Annotated in this window: 15 protein-coding genes and 1 riboswitch; all 15 genes read left to right on the top strand. The window is 67.6% G+C overall.

The window, feature by feature from the left end:
- Positions 1–5: 5 nt before the first annotated feature.
- The 15 genes from KJQ12_RS08185 (at position 6) to KJQ12_RS08115 (ending at position 17,156) form a co-directional block, all read left to right on the top strand.
- On the top strand, positions 6–998 hold the full coding sequence (locus KJQ12_RS08185; protein ID WP_213484226.1) for an AAA family ATPase: 993 nt from the start codon (positions 6–8) through the stop codon (positions 996–998).
- Positions 995–1,981 (top strand): DUF58 domain-containing protein, encoded by a 987-nt coding sequence (locus KJQ12_RS08180; protein ID WP_213484225.1) that lies wholly within the window; start codon positions 995–997, stop codon positions 1,979–1,981. Before KJQ12_RS08185 ends, KJQ12_RS08180 begins: the two co-directional genes overlap by 4 nt.
- Before the next feature lie 39 nt (positions 1,982–2,020).
- Positions 2,021–3,988, top strand: a complete 1,968-nt coding sequence (locus KJQ12_RS08175; protein ID WP_213484224.1) for a vWA domain-containing protein — start codon at positions 2,021–2,023, stop codon at positions 3,986–3,988.
- Positions 3,972–6,869: a VWA domain-containing protein gene (locus KJQ12_RS08170; protein WP_213484223.1), complete on the top strand. Its 2,898-nt coding sequence runs from the start codon at positions 3,972–3,974 to the stop codon at positions 6,867–6,869. Before KJQ12_RS08175 ends, KJQ12_RS08170 begins: the two co-directional genes overlap by 17 nt.
- 106 nt (positions 6,870–6,975) lie before the next feature.
- A complete protein-coding gene (locus tag KJQ12_RS08165; RefSeq protein ID WP_213484222.1) occupies positions 6,976–7,359 on the top strand; it encodes a DnaJ family domain-containing protein in 384 nt (127 codons plus the stop codon).
- A complete protein-coding gene (locus tag KJQ12_RS08160) occupies positions 7,356–7,673 on the top strand; it encodes a rhodanese-like domain-containing protein (protein WP_015254464.1) in 318 nt (105 codons plus the stop codon). The genes KJQ12_RS08165 and KJQ12_RS08160 overlap by 4 nt, the downstream gene beginning before the upstream one ends.
- Positions 7,674–7,725: 52 nt before the next feature.
- A riboswitch (cobalamin riboswitch) is annotated at positions 7,726–7,943 on the top strand.
- A gap of 198 nt (positions 7,944–8,141) precedes the next feature.
- On the top strand, positions 8,142–9,197 hold the full coding sequence (locus KJQ12_RS08155; RefSeq protein WP_213484221.1) for an ABC transporter substrate-binding protein: 1,056 nt from the start codon (positions 8,142–8,144) through the stop codon (positions 9,195–9,197).
- 7 nt (positions 9,198–9,204) lie between these two features.
- Positions 9,205–10,251, top strand: coding sequence for a FecCD family ABC transporter permease (locus tag KJQ12_RS08150; RefSeq protein ID WP_041853850.1), 1,047 nt, complete (start codon positions 9,205–9,207; stop codon positions 10,249–10,251).
- The gene (locus KJQ12_RS08145) at positions 10,248–11,117 is read left to right on the top strand and encodes a heme ABC transporter ATP-binding protein (protein ID WP_244860511.1); all 870 of its coding nucleotides are present in this window, start codon (positions 10,248–10,250) and stop codon (positions 11,115–11,117) included. Before KJQ12_RS08150 ends, KJQ12_RS08145 begins: the two co-directional genes overlap by 4 nt.
- Positions 11,107–12,174, top strand: coding sequence for a nicotinate-nucleotide--dimethylbenzimidazole phosphoribosyltransferase (cobT, locus tag KJQ12_RS08140; RefSeq protein WP_213484219.1), 1,068 nt, complete (start codon positions 11,107–11,109; stop codon positions 12,172–12,174). The genes KJQ12_RS08145 and cobT overlap by 11 nt, the downstream gene beginning before the upstream one ends.
- Positions 12,175–12,177: 3 nt before the next feature.
- Positions 12,178–12,768, top strand: a complete 591-nt coding sequence (gene cobU / locus KJQ12_RS08135) for a bifunctional adenosylcobinamide kinase/adenosylcobinamide-phosphate guanylyltransferase (RefSeq protein ID WP_015254469.1) — start codon at positions 12,178–12,180, stop codon at positions 12,766–12,768.
- A gap of 185 nt (positions 12,769–12,953) precedes the next feature.
- On the top strand, positions 12,954–13,781 hold the full coding sequence (gene cobS / locus KJQ12_RS08130; protein ID WP_213484217.1) for an adenosylcobinamide-GDP ribazoletransferase: 828 nt from the start codon (positions 12,954–12,956) through the stop codon (positions 13,779–13,781).
- Between the two features lie 142 nt (positions 13,782–13,923).
- Positions 13,924–16,434 (top strand): ATP-dependent helicase HrpB, encoded by a 2,511-nt coding sequence (hrpB, locus tag KJQ12_RS08125; RefSeq protein ID WP_213484215.1) that lies wholly within the window; start codon positions 13,924–13,926, stop codon positions 16,432–16,434.
- Between the two features lie 2 nt (positions 16,435–16,436).
- Positions 16,437–16,736: a hypothetical protein gene (locus KJQ12_RS08120; protein ID WP_015254472.1), complete on the top strand. Its 300-nt coding sequence runs from the start codon at positions 16,437–16,439 to the stop codon at positions 16,734–16,736.
- 60 nt (positions 16,737–16,796) lie between these two features.
- On the top strand, positions 16,797–17,156 hold the full coding sequence (locus KJQ12_RS08115) for a Lin0512 family protein (RefSeq protein WP_213484213.1): 360 nt from the start codon (positions 16,797–16,799) through the stop codon (positions 17,154–17,156).

Below are 17,156 nucleotides of genomic sequence, written 5' to 3'. Positions count from 1 at the left end.
ATGCCATGATCGAATCGAAAGCGGACATCGCGGAAGCCGTCGAGCGGATCCACGCCGTTCGGCGCGAGATCGCGAAGGTGATCGTCGGACAGGAGACGGTCGTCGAACAACTGCTGTGGTGCCTGATTGCCGGAGGCCACGCGCTGCTGGAAAGCGTGCCGGGACTGGGCAAGACGATGCTCATCCGCACGGCGGCGGACGCGCTGGATCTGACGTTCTCGCGCATCCAGTTCACCCCCGACCTGATGCCTTCCGACATTACGGGAACGCGCATCGTCGAATTCGGCGCCGCCGGCGAGCCGGCCGCATTCCGGTTCCAGCCCGGGCCGATCTTCGGGAACCTCATCCTGGCGGACGAGATCAACAGGGCGACGCCGAAAACGCAGAGCGCCCTGCTCGAGGCGATGCAGGAGCGCACGGTGACCGCGGGCGGCGAGACGCATCCGCTGCCGCGGCCGTTCTTCGTGCTGGCGACGCAGAATCCGCTGGAGCAGGAGGGAACCTACCCGCTTCCCGAAGCGCAGCTCGACCGCTTCCTGCTCAAGATTGACGTCGCCTATCCGAGCCGCGCCGAACTGAAGGAGATTGTCGCGCGAACCACTTCCGCACACGAAGCGAAGGCGGAGAAGGCCGCGGGAGCTGAAGATCTGCACCGCATCCAGCGGTACGCGAAGGAAGTGCTCGTCTCCGACGATATGTTGGATCTGGCGGTCCAGATCGTCATGCTGACCCACGCGGGCGAGCCGGACGTTCCGGACGCCGTTCGGCGGTATGTCCGCTACGGCGCCGGTCCGCGCGGCGTGCAGGCGCTCGTCGGCATCGCGAAGGTGCGCGCGCTGCTCGACGGCCGCCTGCACGTCTCGCGCGCCGACCTTGCCGCGGCGGCCGCGCCCGTGCTCCGGCACCGGATCGTGCTCGGCTACGAAGCGCTTGCATCCGGCATCCGGCCGGATGAGCTGGTCGCGGAAGTGCTCGCGGCGGCGGGGGTTTCGCCGTGAGCGCGGCGGACCGAGCCGGTCATTCCGCCCCGGAGGGAAACAAAGGCAAGCTGGTTCGGCCCGGAGAATCGCTGCTGAGGGGCGTCGAACGGCTGGCCGTTGCGGCTTCCGGGCGGACGCGCGGCACGCAGCAGGGTAAACGGCGTTCCGGCGCGCTCGGCAGTTCGCTCGAATTCGCGGACTACCGGGCATATGTGCCGGGCGACGATATCCGGCGGCTGGACTGGAACGTCTACGGCCGCACAGGGCGGGCTTATATCCGGCAATATTGGGACGAACAGGAGACGGATGTCACGTTCTATCTGGATGTATCCCGGTCCATGCGTTTCGAGCCCGGAAAACCGGAGACGAATCCGGACACATGGTCGGACACGAACAAGCTGCTTTATGCCGCCCGGATTGCGGCGTGCGCCGGCTATGCCGCCCTTTGCGGCGACGACCGCGCCGCGGCCGTCCGCTTTGCCGGCAGCGTCGAAGGCCGTCTTCATCCGGCCAGGGGACGCGGCGCGGCGCACCGCTTGTTCGAATTCCTTGAACAGTCGCTTGGCCCTGCCGCCGATCCCGGCGCCGAGGATCTCCGGGTCCCGCTTGCTGCGCCCGGCGCGCTGCCGCCGTGGCCCGGCGTCAGCTGGCTGCTGACGGACGGGCTGTATGCCTCGGGGATTGAGGAGACGCTCAAGGCGTTCGCCTCGGCGCGACAGCATCTTGTCTTCGTGCATGTGCTCGCGCCGGACGAGTGGCGGCCGGCGCTGCGCGGCGAGCTTCGGCTCATTGACGCCGAGACGGAAGCGGCGAAGGATGTGGCCGTTCACGAGAACGCGCTGCGCGCCTATGATGAAGCGCTGAAGGAACACGTCCGGGCCATTCGAAGAAGATGCATGGAGCTCGGCTTCGTCTATTTCGCCGTCGATACGTCCGTGCCGCTCGAGGAGACGGTGCTCGTCCGCATGGCGCGGCACGGATTGCTGCAGCGGCCGCGTTGATCGGATCGGTGCCGAACTTGAACGCGAAGGAGGGAGAACATGCTGTTTCAGTCCGCCGCTTCGGCCGTTTTCGCGCTGGCGCTGCCGGCCATTCTGCTGATGTATCTGCTGAGACGCCGGTACCCGGAGACCGAGATCGCAAGCCATCTGCTGTGGCGGCGGGCGCTGCGCGAGCAGGAAGCGAACCGGCCCTGGCAGCGGCTGCGCCGCACCCTGCTGCTGCTTCTGCAGCTCATCGCGGCGGCGTGCCTCGTCTTTGCGCTGATGCGTCCGCACGTCATGGGGCAGGCCTCGTCCGCTGCGCCGGTCGTCATCGTCGTCGACCGTTCGGCCAGCATGACGGCGGCCGCGTCTCGCGGAAGCGGCGAAGCCGACGCCTTGGGCGAGGCGCTGCAAGCCGTCGCGGCCGCGGCGGAGGAGCTGCCGTCCTCCCGTCCGGTGACCCTGATCGCGGCGGGCGGCGAGCCGGAGTTGATCCTGCAGGACGAGACCGATCGGCGCAAGATCCGCCGCGCGTTGGAAGCGATCGGTCCGCACTACGGGCGCACGGACGAGGAAGCGGCGCTCACGCTGGCCGATGCGCTGGTCCGGAACAAGGAAGGCGCCGAGCTGTGGCTGGCGACGGACGGCCGGATCCGCGCGGGCGGCGCAACGGTCGAGGCGTCCGCCATCCGCCTGTTCGCGGCGGGCAGGGACGGCGCCAATACGTCCGTCGCCGCATTCGGCCTGCAAGCCGGAGCGGAATCGCATGCGGCTGCCGTGACGCTCATCCATTACGGTGCGCGCCCGGCGGAAGGCACGCTCGCGCTTGTGCCCGCCGGCGGCAAGGCGCCGGCGGCGGAGCGGACGTTCCGGCTGGAGCCCGGCGAGCAGCGCGTATTCTCCTTCGAAGGTTTGCCGGCGGCGGACTACTACCGCGCCGATCTGCGCACGGCAGACGATTACGCAGCGGACAACGCGGCCTTCGCGTTCCCGGCTGCGGCTTCAGCGAGCCGGGTGCTGCTCGTCGGCGAACGCAGCCTGTTCCTCACCGCCGCGCTCGAATTGGCGGGCGTCGACATCGTGCAGGCCGATCCGGACCGCTTCGAACCCGACGATGAATCGGCGGCCGGCATCGACTGGATCGTGCTGTACGGAGCGGACGAACGAAAGCTGGACTCGGCCGCCTGGCGCAGCCTGCTCGCTTCCAGGCCGGTATGGCGCATCTGGACCGCTTCATCGCCGCCCCGGGGCGGAACGGCAACCGAACCGGCGGACAACCGGGTCGACATCCGGCCGCATCCCGTCACGGCCCATATCACGTTGGCCGATACGCACATCGCGCGGATCGTGCAGGCCGATCCCGGCCCCGGCATGGAGCCGGTCGCCGTGTACGGCGGCGTGCCGGTGCTCTATGCCGGGGCTGCGGACGGCCGCCCGCAGCTCGTTCTGGCGTTCGATCCCGCCGATTCCGATCTGCCGCTGCGGCCCGATTTCCCGATTCTCGCCGCACAGGCGGCCGAATGGCTCGGCGGCGCCGCGGGCGGACACCTCGGCCGGGCGGAAGCGGGCAGCCGGATCGAGATCGGCATAAGGAGCGGCACGGTGCGGGCGGTCTGGGAGACGCTGGAGACGGCGCCCGTCCGGACGGCATCCGCATCCGCCGCAGTTGAAGCGGAACGAAACGCGGACGGCGCGGTGTCCGCCGTACAGACGGTGCCCGGCGTCCCCGGCCTTTACCGTTTTGTCGAATACGATGCGGCCGACCGGGTGCTGGGCGCCCGGCTGCTCGCCGTCCACGCGGCGGAAGCGGAAGGGATGTGGACGGACGAGCCGCTCTCCGGAACCGGCCTTCCGGGAACCGGCAGGGAGACGGGCGATGCGGCGTCGGGAACGCCGGACGGCGCGGAAGAAGCGGCATCGGGTCAGTCGGATGCCTGGATCGACCTCGTGCCGTACATCGCCGTTCTGCTGTTGCTGCTTCTGGCGGCGGAATGGGAGGTGTACCGGCGTGGGGCTGCATTTTGACCAGCCGTGGCTGCTGCTGCTCATCATCCCGGCTGCCGCGTGGCTGTTTTGGGCATGGAAGCGTACGCTTCGGCTGTCGGGGCCGCGCAAAGCCGCCGCATTTACGCTGCGCGCCGTCATCCTGCTGCTGCTCATCTCTGTCGCATCGGGCTTTGCACCGACGTTTCGCGATGATTACCGGGCGGTGGTCTTCGTCGCCGACCGCTCGGCAAGCGTCGCGGACGATGCAAGCATCGCCGGCTGGATCGGCGAGGCGCTCGACGGCAAGGAAGACGGCGATCGGGCCGGCATCGTCTCGTTCGGCCGAACCGCGGCAGTGGAGCGGCCGCTGACGACGGAAGGCGGTGCGCCCGCGCTGCGTGCGGGCATCGATCCCGTGTATTCGAACATAACCGACGGCCTGCGGCTCGCGGCGAGCCTGCTCCCGGAAGGCGGAAGGATCGTCCTGCTCTCGGACGGCCGAGGCAACGTGGGCGATGCCATTCGCCAGAGCCGGCTGCTCAGGTCGCAGGGCATCGCTGTCGATGTCGTGCCGCTCGCCTCCCGAGCCGCGGACGACGCGGCGATCGAGTCGCTCCAGACGCCGGCTTCGGTCAGGCTCGGCGAGCGGTTCACGATCGAGCTGGAAGTCGCCAGCACCGCGGAGCGCGAGGCCGAGCTGAGGCTGTTCGAGAACGAGCGCGAGATCGCCCGCGAGACGGTGCGGCTGTCGTCCGGCGTCAACCGCTATCTGTTTCAAAACATCGCCGGGTCCGCCGGGTTCAACCGCTATCGCGCCGAAATCTACATGCCGGGGGACGAACGGGCGCAGAACGACACGGCTTACGGATTCAGCCGGGTCGAAGGGCCGCCGCGCGTGCTCGTCGTCGAAGGCGAGCCGGGCACGTCGGCCAACATCGTGTCGGCGCTTGAGGCGTCGCTCATTCCGTACGATCTGCTGCCGCCTGAACAGTTGTCCGTGGAACTTGCCGATTACGCCCGATATGACGCGGTCGTGCTGAACAATGTGCCGGCAACGCGGTTGTCCGGTACGGTAATGGAGCGGCTGGCATCCGCCGTCGGCGATCTCGGCATCGGGCTCGTTGCCGCCGGAGGCGCGGACAGCTACGGCCTCGGCGGCTATTTCGAGACGCCGCTCGAACGCGCGCTGCCGGTCTACATGGATCTGAAAGGGCGGCGGCAGATGCCGTCCCTCGGCCTCATCCTGGTCATCGACCGGTCGGGCAGCATGGACGGCGGCAAGCTGGAACTGGCGAAAGAAGCGGCGCTGCGCGCGATCGGACTGCTGCGCGACTCGGACACGGTCGGCGTCGTCGCGTTCGACGATTCTCCGTGGTGGGTCGTCGAACCGGCGAAGCTGGCGGATCGCGATGCGGTCGCGGAAGCGGTGCAGGGAATACAGCCTGCGGGCGGCACCGACATCCATCCGGCCGTTGCCGCCGCGCTCGACCGGATGCTGGAGATAGAAGCCCAGCGCCGGCACATCATTCTGCTCACGGACGGCATGTCGGCGGGAAACAACGATTATAACGCATTGACGGCCGCGATGAACGAAGCGGGCATTACGATGTCGACGGTCGCCGTCGGCATGGACGCGGATACGGAGCTGCTGAAGCGGCTGGCCGACGCGGCGAAGGGACGGTATTATTACACCGCCGATCAAAGCACGATCCCGGCCATTTTCAGCCGGGAGACGGCGATGATGGCACGGACCTACATCGTGGAGAACCGGTTCGTCCCCGCGATCGGGCAGGCCGGCGGCTGGCTCCCGCTGTTCTCTGCGGGCGTTCCCGCCGTTGACGCGTATGTGGCGACAACGCCCAAAGAGACGGCCGAGACGGTGCTCCTGTCTCCGGAAGGCGATCCGCTGCTGGCGCGCTGGTCGTTCGGAGCCGGCCGTTCGGTCGCCTGGACGAGCGATCTGACAGGCAAATGGTCGGCGGATTGGACGTCCTGGCCGCAATTTCCCGACATGCTGGCCGCATGGGTGAAATGGACGTTCCCGCAATTTTCGACCGACCCCTGGCTTGTGAAGGCAAGGCTGGAAGGCGGAGACGCGGAATTGACCATCACCGCCCAGGGCGCAGCCGGCACAGGCAATCTGACGGCATCGCTGGCGGGAGAAGACGGCGTTACGGAAACGGTTCGACCCGTTCCGGTTGCGCCCGGGGAATATGCCGTGCGGCTCCAAAACGTCCGGCCGGGCGCGTATTTCATGCGGATCAGCGAAAGCGGGGATGCGGACGGCGCGCCTTCCGGCGGCTCGCTGGCGGGTTTCGTCATCCCGTATTCGCCCGAATTCCGGCTTGCCGGCGAAGAAGACGGGCGGGCGCTGCTTGAGGAAATCGCACAGATGACGGGCGGGCGCATGCTGTCGCCGGAACACCCCGACGAGGTGTTCCGCATCGAACGGATTGCGGCGCGCGGGAAAGTCGATCTGACGCGGGGTTTGCTCATCGCTGCGCTGCTGCTGTGGCTCGCCGACATCGCCGTGCGTCGGCTGTCGCTGCCGTGGAACAGGATCGCCGCCGCCCTGGCCGGCAGATTTGCCGTCCGGCAGAGGCCGGGCGCGGATGCGGCGGGTGCCGCCGCATGGTCGCGGCTCAAGGAACGGACCCGGAGCACCGGCGAATTCTATGCGGGCGGCGGGATCAGGCCGCGGGACCGGAAGCCGCGGATGGCCGAAGACGACCCGCCGAATGTCCGCGCCGGGGAGACCGGCGGCACGGATGCTGCCCGTGCCGGTCCAAGTGCAACCGGATCGACCCCTTCCAACGGTTCGCATTCCGTTCTCCCGGACGCCGGCAGCCCGGATTCCGGGGGCGCAGCCGGGTCTCCGATGGAGCGTCTGCTCGCAGCAAAGCGGCGCGGAAGCAGATAATGCCCGGCGGCGCGGCCGGACGTCCGTTCCCGGCGCTGGACAACGGCTTCCCGGAGACGTACAATGCTTGGAGCGGCAGGATTCGATGCGGGGGAGGCGGAAGGCGATGGATTGGGTGAGCCGCATTGCGGAAGAGCGCATCCAGGAAGCGATCGAACGGGGTGAGCTCCGCAATCTGCCGGGCGAAGGCAAGCCGGTCAAGATTGAAGATCTGTCGCATGTGCCGGAGGAACTCCGCACGGCCTGGCTGATGCTGCGAAACGCCGGCGTCGTGCCGGAGGAAGTGCAGCTCGCGAAAGAGACGGTCACGCTCGCGGATCTGCTCCGCATGTGCCGGACGGACGAAGAGCGCGCCGCCATCCGGAAGAAACTGAACGAGCGGCGGCTCAGGCTCCGCCTGCTCATGGAGCAGCGCGGCTGGTACGGAGCCGCGGCATGGGACACGTACGGCGAACGGATCGAGAAGCGGCTCGGAGGTGACGAAGCATGAGCATTGAAGTATGGACGGCCGAAGAATTGGCCGAACGGCTCGCCAAGGGAGAGCCGGTCAACCTGATCGACGTCCGGGAGCGGGAGGAATGGCAGGCCGGCCATATCGCCGAAGCGCGGCTGATCCCGCTGTCCGAATTTCTGGACCGGATGGATGAACTCGAGCCGGAACGCGAAGGCCCGCTCGTCTTCATCTGCAAGGGCGGCGTGCGGAGCGCGCGCGTGTGCGAATATCTCGCGCAGTTCGGCTACGATGTCGTCAACGTGGAAGACGGCATGGCCGCCTGGCCGGGCGAAGTGGTCACCGGCGACTGATGCGCCGCTATGGACAACCTTACCGGTTCATGCTATAGTCGGAAACGGACAATTGCATATTGCGGATACGGGTGCCAGGCCGCCGCGCCCTGAGCGGAGGCCGGCTTAATAGGGAAGACCGGTGAGAATCCGGCACGGACCCGCCACTGTGAGAAGCGCGCAAGCCCAAATCGCCTTGCGCAAGCGAACGCCATCCATGTCACTGGGAAACCGGGAAGACGGCGTTCGTGCACTTCGAGTCAGGAGACCTGCCCGCTATCCTTGCCAGACGCTGCCTACGTGGTCTTAGGAGGTGTTGGATGATGGATCGAAGCCGCCTTTTGTCGGGTTTGCCGCCCGATCAGCCGGACGGCTTCGAACAGTCGACGCTTGCATGAGCATTTCCGGGAACGTCAGGCCGGGGATGCTTTTTTTGTTTGCTGAAGGCCTCTAGCATCACATTCTTTTCGGACAGGAGCAATGAACGACATGACACGAAATGCGGACATTCATCACAATTGGACAAAATATGCGGCATGGTTCGCGGCGCTACTGCTGTTCGCGATGCTGCTTGCATCTTGCGGTTCAAACGACGGCACGAACAGCGGCTCAAGCGGCGGTGACAATGCCGGTCAGCAAACGGCGGATGACGGCGGCAGCCCGGCAAATGCGGACGCGGCCGGAAGCGAAGCCGATTCCGGGGAACACGCGGCGGCGGATGCCGGCAAAGAGACGGTCTATCCGCTCACCGTCACCGACAAGACGGGCACCGCGATTACGCTGGAGCGGGCGCCGGAGCGCGTCGTCATGCTCGGGCCGAGCGATACGGAAATCGTCTTCGCGATCGGTGCGGGGAGCCTTGCGGTCGGCGCGGACGAGTACAGCAATTATCCGCCCGAAGCTGCCGAGTTGCCGCGCGTCGGCGACATGAACACGAACATCGAAGCAGTGGCGTCGCTGAATCCGGATCTGGTGCTCGGCAGCGCGAGCATGAACGCGGCCGCGGTCGACGCGCTGCGGCAGCTCGGCATCACCGTGTACGCATCCGATCCGCAGACGCTGGAGGAGACGATCGCGCATATCGAACAAGTCGGCGTCCTGCTGAACCATCAGGCCGGAGCGGAAGCCGTCGCCGCCGAGATGCGCGCGGCCATCCAATACGTTGCGGACAAAGTCAAAGATGCGGAGCCGCTCAGCGTCTATCTCGAGTTTTCGCCGGGGTGGACCGTCGGTTCCGGAACGTTTCTCGACGAACTCGTAAAGCTGGCCGGCGGCGTCAATATCTCTGCCGATCAATCGGGATGGTTCGAGGTCGATTCGGAAGCGGTCATCCAGCGGAATCCCGAAGTCATCATTTATCCGGAAATCGAAGGCGTGGACATTCTCGGCGAGATCCTGTCCCGTCCGGGCTGGGATCAGATCGAAGCGGTGAAGAACGACCGCGTGCATGCGGTGACGAACGATCCGCTCGTGCGCGTCGGCCCGCGGCTGACGGACGGCCTGAAAGAAATCGCCGCCGCGATTCATCCGGACCTGTTCCCGTGATGAAGCCATGAAACTTCCGCTGCGCGTTGCGGCATGGTCAGGGGCGGCGCTCATGCTCCTGACGGTTTCCGTTGTATGGTCGCTTTCCATCGGCTCGGCGGGCATGCCGGTCGCCAAGGTGTGGTCGATTCTCATCCATCAGCTGCCGTTTTTCAGAAGTTCCGAACCGGACTGGACGCCGCTGGAGGAAGCGATCGTGACGCAGGTCCGGCTGTCCCGCATCGTCCTGGCGGTGCTTGTCGGCGCATGTCTCGGCATGGCGGGAGCGGGGTTTCAGGGCGTGCTCCGCAATCCGCTGGCCGATCCTTATACGCTCGGCGTCGCCTCCGGTAGCTCGGTCGGCGCGGCGCTCGTCATGACGTTCGGGCTGCAGGCGATGATCGGCATGTGGACGGTTCCGGCCGCCGCGTTCGCTTCCGGACTGCTCACCGTGCTGATGGTGTTCGTGTTTGCGCGTTCGAACGGACAGATGGCGGTGGAAACGCTCATTTTGACGGGCGTCATCTTTCAGGCATTTCTCGGCGCGTTCGTCTCGCTCATGATCTCGATGTCCGACGACGAAGTGAACCAGATCCTGTTCTGGGTGCTCGGCAGCCTGTCGAAAAGAACGTGGGACCACGCGCTTCTCGTCCTGCCGTTCGCGGCCGCGGGACTGCCGGTCATCGCCGCCTTCGCTTCGGCGATGAACCTGATGACGCTCGGCGAGCGGCATGCCGCCCATCTCGGCGTGAATGTCGAGCGGACGAAACTGTTCGTCCTGCTCGCCTCGACGCTCGTGACCGCCGCCGCCGTCTCGGTAAGCGGCGTCGTCGGCTTCGTCGGGCTCGTCGTGCCGCATCTGATCCGGCTGCTCGTCGGACCGGACTACCGGCTCATCGTGCCGCTCTCCGTCATCGGCGGCGGCATCTATGTCGTATGGGCCGACACGCTGGCGCGCACGGCGCTCAGTCCGAAGGAAATCCCGCTCGGCGTGCTCACCGCGCTGGTCGGCGCTCCGTTCTTCGCCTGGTTGCTGAAGCGTCGCAAAGCCGGATTGGGGAGGGGTGACGCATGATCGAAGTGGACGGCCTGACGATCGCCGCCGGCGGGCGGCGCATACTGGACAACATCGGATTTCGGCTGGAAGCGGGCGGGCTGTACGGCATCATCGGCCCGAACGGCGCCGGCAAGTCTTCGCTGCTTGCCGCGATTTCCGGCGTCAGACGAATCGACGCCGGCTCCGTGCGGCTGTTCGGCCGTCCCGTCTCATCCTGGCCGCGCAGGACGCTGGCCCGCCGCCTTGCCGTCTTGCAGCAGGAACCGCTGCCCAGGACGGCGTTCACCGTGCGCGAAGTGGTCTCGATGGGGCGCTATCCTTACCAGAACTGGTTCGGCGGCCGGGACGAAGAAGGCGAAGCTCTGGTCGACCGCGTGCTCGAAACGCTCGGGCTGTCGGCTTATGCGGGCCGCCGGATGGATGCCCTGAGCGGCGGAGAGCGGCAGCGGGTCGCGCTGGCGAAGGTGATGGCGCAGGATCCGGAACTGCTTCTGCTGGATGAGCCGACGACGTATCTTGACATCGGATACCAGATTCAACTGCTCGATCTTGTGCGGACATGGCAGCGGTCCGGGGGCCGGACGGTCGTGGCGGTGCTGCACGATCTGAATTTGGCCGCGCAATATTGCGACCGGCTGCTCGTCATGCACGAAGGACGGCTGGCGGGGGACGGCCCGCCTTCCGCCGTGCTCACGCCCGAAATGATTCGGCGCGTGTTCGGCGTCGAGCCGGTCTTGCTGCCGCACCCGGAGAGCGGCGTGCCCCAGCTGCTGCTGCAGCCCGGAAGCCGGGAGATGGAGCCGGCGGGATTCGGGCATGCGGCGCCGTCCGGGACCGCCCGTCCGGAGCCGGAGAAGGAAAGGACGATCGCAAATGAACGTTGAAGAACAGCTTGCCCGTGTCATCGCGAATATCGGCCCGCTGCACGAGGACGCGATGATGCAGGCCGCCGACCGGCTCGACCGGCTGACGAAACCGCAGGGCAGCCTCGGCCGGCTGGAGCAGCTCGCGGTGCAGCTGGCCGGCATCCGCGGCGAGCCGCTGCCGCGCTTTCCGCGCAAGGCGGCGGTCGTCATGGCGGGCGATCACGGCGTCTGCGAAGAAGGCGTGAGCGCCTACCCGGCCGAGGTGACGCCGCAGATGGTGCTGAACATGCTGAGCGGCGGCGCGGCGATCAACGTGCTGGCCAGACAGGCGGGCGCGGATGTCTTCTGCGTCGACGTCGGCATAAGCGGAGATGTGCGCCACCCGGATCTGATCGAGCGCAAAGTGCGCAGAGGCACGGCCAACATGTGCGCGGGGCCGGCCATGACGCGGGAGGAGGCGCTGCGCAGCCTGGCCGTCGGGATGGAAGTGGCCGGCCTGCTGGCCGGCCGGGGCGTGACGCTGGTCGCGGCGGGCGAGATGGGCATCGGAAACACGACGCCGAGCGCCGCCATTGCCGCCGTGCTCGCCGGCGTTCCGGTGGAGACGGTTGTCGGCAGAGGAACGGGGCTGGACGATGAAGGGCTTGCGGTCAAGCGCGAGGCGGTGCGCCGCGCGATCGCCGTGAACCGCCCGGATTCCGACGATCCGGTCGACGTGCTGGCGAAAGTCGGCGGGCTCGAAATCGCCGCGCTCGCCGGTCTGATGCTGGGCGCTGCGACGCGCCGGATTCCGGTCGTCATTGACGGGTTCATTTCCTCCGCGGCCGCGCTTGCCGCAGTCCGGCTCTGCCCGGCTGTGCTGTCCTATCTGATCGCTTCGCATCTGTCGGAGGAGCGGGGGCATGCCGTCGTCCTGGACGCGCTCGGCCTTGCGCCGCCGATCCGTCTGGACATGCGGCTCGGCGAAGGCTCGGGCGCGGTGCTCGGCTTACACCTCGTCGAGGCGGCGTCGCGCCTGATCGGCGAGATGGCGACCTTCGACAGCGCCGGCGTCTCGCGGCGCAGGGAGGACTGAGCCGTGGCGGTGCTCGTCACCGGCGGCGCGCGCAGCGGGAAGAGCCGCTTCGCCGAGTCGTATGCCGCTCGTCTCGCGTCCCGCGGCATCTATGTCGCGACGGCGCAGCCTTTGGATGATGAAATGGAGCGGCGCGTACGGGCGCATCGCGAGGAACGGAGACTGTCCGGATTCGCGTGGGAGACGGTCGAGGAACCGCTCGATCTTGTCGGGCTGCTGGATCGGCTCGCCGCCCCCGGGGCGCAAGCCGGCCGCCCGGTCGTTCTGGTCGATTGCCTGACGCTCTGGCTGTCCAACCATCTGCTTGCGGTCTGTCCGGACGGCGGTGCGGACCGGGCGCGGGTCGAGCGCGAGATGGACGGCAGGATCGAGGCGCTGGCCGGCGCCGTGCGGCGCTTTCCGCTTCCGCTCGTGCTGGTGACGAACGAAGTCGGCGCCGGCATCGTGCCCGAGACGGCGCTCGGCCGTATGTTCCGGGACGCCGCCGGCCGGATGAACCAGCGGCTGGCCGGCGTCTGCGATCGGCTGTTCCTCGTCGTTTCCGGCATTCCGGTCGATCTGAAATCGATCGCATTTCGGATGGATGAACTTTGACGGAAGACCGTCCTGACGAAACTGAGACGCGTTATTTGCCATTTCGAAGGGATGTTCAGCTCGTTTCGGGTGAATAGCGTGTCTCCGTTTCGTTTTCCTGCCGGAACCTCGTGTTTTGACACAAATAAGTCGTCTCTGTTTCGCAAGGACTGCGCTGCAACTGACCCACACCAGGGGGTGATCGCATGTTCCGGCTGCTCGTCCGTTCAGGCCGCGGGTTCGCGGCCGCCATGCAGCTGCTCACCCGGATTCCGGTGCCGCTCGAGGTGCCGTATGACCAAGGCACGATGAGGGCAAGCGCCGTCTCGTTTCCGCTGGCCGGCGCTGCCGTCGGGCTGGTGACGGCCGCTTCAGCGGCGGCGCTCCTGCTTCTGCTGCCCGCATGGCCCGCAGCGGCGTTGACGCTGGCGGTGTGGACGGCGGTCACCGGCGGGCTGCATCTGGACGGCTGGATCGACACGGCTGACGGCACGCTCAGCAACCGGCCGCGGGAGCGGATGCTCGAAATCATGAAGGACAGCCGGGTCGGCGCGATGGGTGCGATGGCCGGCGTCTTGCTGCTCATCGTCAAATTCGCCGCGCTCGCGTCGCTGCTCGAGAGCGCCGGGCCGGCATGCTGGGCGATGCTCGCCGCCATCCCGGTGTGGAGCCGCTGGTGGATGACCGCGGCAATGGCCGCGTGGCCGAACGCCCGCGGCGAGGGCGGCATGGGCGCGCTGTTCCGCGGCGTCCGCGCCGTGCACGCGGGAGGCGCAGCCGCCGCCGGGCTGGCGGTGACCTTCGCGCTGCTGTGCGCAGGCGGCGCCGCGCCGATTGAATGGGGCGGCTTGCCGGCGCCCGGCGCTGCCGCGCTTGCGGCGGCGGCGTTTCCGGCCTTGGCCGCCGCGTTCGGCTGGCCGCTCGGCCGATGGCTGGCGCGCCGGCTCGGCGGCCAGACCGGCGACACGTACGGCGCCATGAACGAATGGACGGAAGCCTGGCTGCTGCTCGCCCTGTCGGCCCTCTATGCCTGAATCCCCGCCCAACCTTCCGTTGTGAAACCCGGCCTGCCTCGATTACAATGGCACTATGAAGTCCAACCATCATTCCAATCTCATCAACACCGGTACATCATCTGAAATTCAACGCGCGCTCGTCCGCCTGGACGAGTTGCCGATGCCCGTCGATTCAGCCGTGCCCCGGCTGCTCGAAGCGCTGCGCGAGCACGGCGGTGCGGTGCTCACGGCCGCACCGGGCGCGGGCAAGACGACGCGCGTGCCGCTCCGGCTGCTGGGCGAGCCGTGGCTTGACGGCCGGCGCATCCTGATGCTCGAGCCGCGCCGGATGGCGGCCCGCAGCGCGGCCGCCTACATGGCGTCGCTGCTCGGCGAGCGCCTCGGCCGGACGGTCGGGTACCGGATCCGGATGGAAAGCCGGGTCAGTCCCGACACGCGGATTGAAGTCGTGACCGAAGGCGTGCTCACCCGCATGCTGCAGTCGGATCCGTCGCTGGAAGGATACGGCGTCGTCATATTCGACGAATTCCATGAGCGGAGCCTGCATGCCGATCTCGGCCTGGCGCTGTGCCTCGAGGCGAAGCAGGTGCTGCGGGACGATCTCCGCCTCCTCGTCATGTCCGCGACGCTGGACAGCGGGCCGGTCGCGGAACTGATGGGCGGCGTGCCGGTCGTCGCGAGCGAAGGCCGGCAATATCCGGTCGAAACCCGCTATATGCCGAAACCGGCGGATGTGCCGCTGGAGGAGCATGTCGTCCGGGCGATCCGCCGCGCCTTGGCGGAGGAGACGGGCGGCCTGCTCGTCTTCCTGCCCGGCGAGCGGGAGATTCGCCGCACCGCCGCACTGCTCGGCGCGCCGGAAGGGACGGCCGTGCTGCCGCTGTACGGCGCGCTCCCGCAGCAGGAGCAGGACCGGGCGCTGGCCGATCCCGAGCCCGGCATCCGCAAAATCGTCCTGGCAACGACGATCGCCGAAACGAGCCTTACCGTCAGCGGCATCCGCGTCGTCATCGATTCCGGCCTGAAGCGCGTGCCGAAATTTTCACCGCGCACCGGGATGACGCGGCTCGCGACGACGCCCGTTTCGCTCGATTCCGCCGAGCAGCGCCGCGGCCGCGCCGGCCGGCTCGAACCCGGCGTCTGCTACCGGCTGTGGTCGGAGGAGCAGGAGCGGGCGATGCCGAAGGCGATCGTGCCGGAGATGCTGGAAGCGGACCTGGCGCCGCTCCTGCTCGAACTTGACGCGTGGGGCGCGTCGGACCCGCGGGCGCTGCCGTTTCTCGACCCGCCGCCCGAAGCCGCGCTTGCGCAGGCGGCGGAGCTGCTCGAGCAGCTTGGCGCGCGGAATGCCGACGGCAAGCTGACGCCGCACGGCCGCCGCATGGCGGAGACGGGGCTGCATCCCCGTCTCGCGCACATGGCGATCAAGGCGCTCGAGCTGGGTCAAGGCGCGCTGGCGTGCGAGCTGGCGGCGCTGCTCGAAGAGCGCGACGTGCTGCTGAACCAGGGACCGGAAGGCCCCGACGTCCAGGTGCAGCCGCGCCTTCAGACGCTCCGGGCGGCCGCCGCGGGCCGCATCCCGTCCGGCGTCCACGAGAGCGCAGCCCGCCGCGCCGCGGCGGAAGCGGCCCATCTGAAGCGGCAATTCGGCGTCCCGGAGCACGAACGTCCGGACGACCGGTTCGCCGGCCTTCTGCTCGGCTTCGCCTATCCGGACCGGATCGGCATGCGGCGAAACTCCGGAACGCCGGGAAGCGGAGCGGCCTTCACCCTCGCCGTCGGCCGGGGCGCGGCGCTGCCCGCCGGTTCACCGCTCGCATCGGAACCGTTCATCGTTGCGGCCGAGCTGGATGATGCCGGCGCCGACTCCCGCATCCGGCTGGCCGCTCCGTTTGACGCTTCGTGGTTCGAGGCTCATTTTGCCGACAAGGTCCGGGAAGAGAAGTCCGTCGCCTGGGACCGGCAGTCCGGCACGGTGCGGGCGAGGCGGCTCGTCCGCTTCGGCGCGCTCGTCCTGAAGGAGACGGCGCTTGACAAACCGGAGCCGGAGGAGATCGCGAAGGCGCTGCTCGACGCGCTGCGCGCGGAAGGGCTCGACCGCCTGCCGTGGACAAAACAGGCCCGCCAGCTGCGGGGGCGGCTGGCGGCGCTGCACCGGCTCGATCCGTCGTGGCCCGACGTGTCGGACGAGGCGCTCCTGGCAAGCCTGGAAGAATGGCTGCTGCCATACGTCATCGGCATGAAATCGCTCGACGACCTGAAGCGGCTCGATCTCGCGGCCGCGCTCGAATTGATGCTCGACTGGAACCGCCGGCGCGAGCTGGACGAGGAAGCGCCGACCCACTATCGCGTGCCGAGCGGCTCGCGCATCGCGATCGACTACTCGGACCCGTCGGCGCCGGTGCTGGCGGCGCGGCTGCAGGAACTGTTCGGCATGAGCCGGACGCCGGTCATCGGCTACGGCCGGCTGTCGCTGACGCTGCACATTCTGTCGCCGGCGATGCGTCCCGTCCAGGTGACGCAGGATTTGGAAGGCTTCTGGAAGAATGGTTATTTCGAAGTGAAGAAAGAGCTGAAAGGCCGCTACCCGAAGCACTATTGGCCGGACGACCCGGCCACGGCGACGGCGACAAGCCGCGTGCGGCCGCAGCCGCGAGAAGGGCGGGAGTAAGGATGGCGTTCGGCATCAGCCGCGCGGAGCTCGACGCATGGAAAGCGGAAGTCGCATCCGGCCGCATCGCCTACCTGACCCATTACTGGCTTGACCCGCGCTTTCCGGGCGTGACGACGGTAACGAAGGTCGGGTGCGCCGATCTGGACCTGCTTGCGGCGTGGTGCAGGCGATGGGGGCTGAACCCCGCCTACATTCACCGGCGCGGCGCATATCCGCATTTCGACCTGATCGGCCCGCGGCAGAAGGCGATTCTGGCCGCGGAAGGGCTCTGGTCGCACATCCGGCGGTTCAATCTGTAAGACGGTAAAAATCATTCCGCGTGATGCGGCACGTCAATCGATGAATGGAGGGATGACGGAATGGAGCAGCTGCTGTTCATTCAGCTCGGTATGGGGGCCGACCTTCACGGCCAGAATGTGACGACCGCGGCGGTGCGCGCCGTGCGCGACGCGATCCACCGCAATTCGATGCCGGGCATCCGGAGCATGCTGCCGGGCGGCTCGCTGGACAATATGAAAGTGAAGGTGAAGCTGGCCGTCCCTTGCGATCATGACAAGCTGGACATCGACGCCGTGACGGCGGAGCTGCCTTTCGGCGAGGTGACCGTTGAAGTGATGAACGGCGGCATGGCGACGACGAGCGGCATCGTGATTCCCGAGAAGGGCGATGTGAATGATCTGATGTACGTCGTCATCGCATCGGTGGAAGTCGGAAGGTAG

It is taken from the genome of Thermobacillus xylanilyticus (assembly GCF_907165215.1).
GTDB classification, from domain to species: Bacteria; Bacillota; Bacilli; order Paenibacillales; family Paenibacillaceae; genus Thermobacillus; species Thermobacillus xylanilyticus.
The sequence above is the reverse complement of the archived record's forward strand: the minus strand, read 5'-3'. Positions and strand labels throughout refer to the sequence as shown.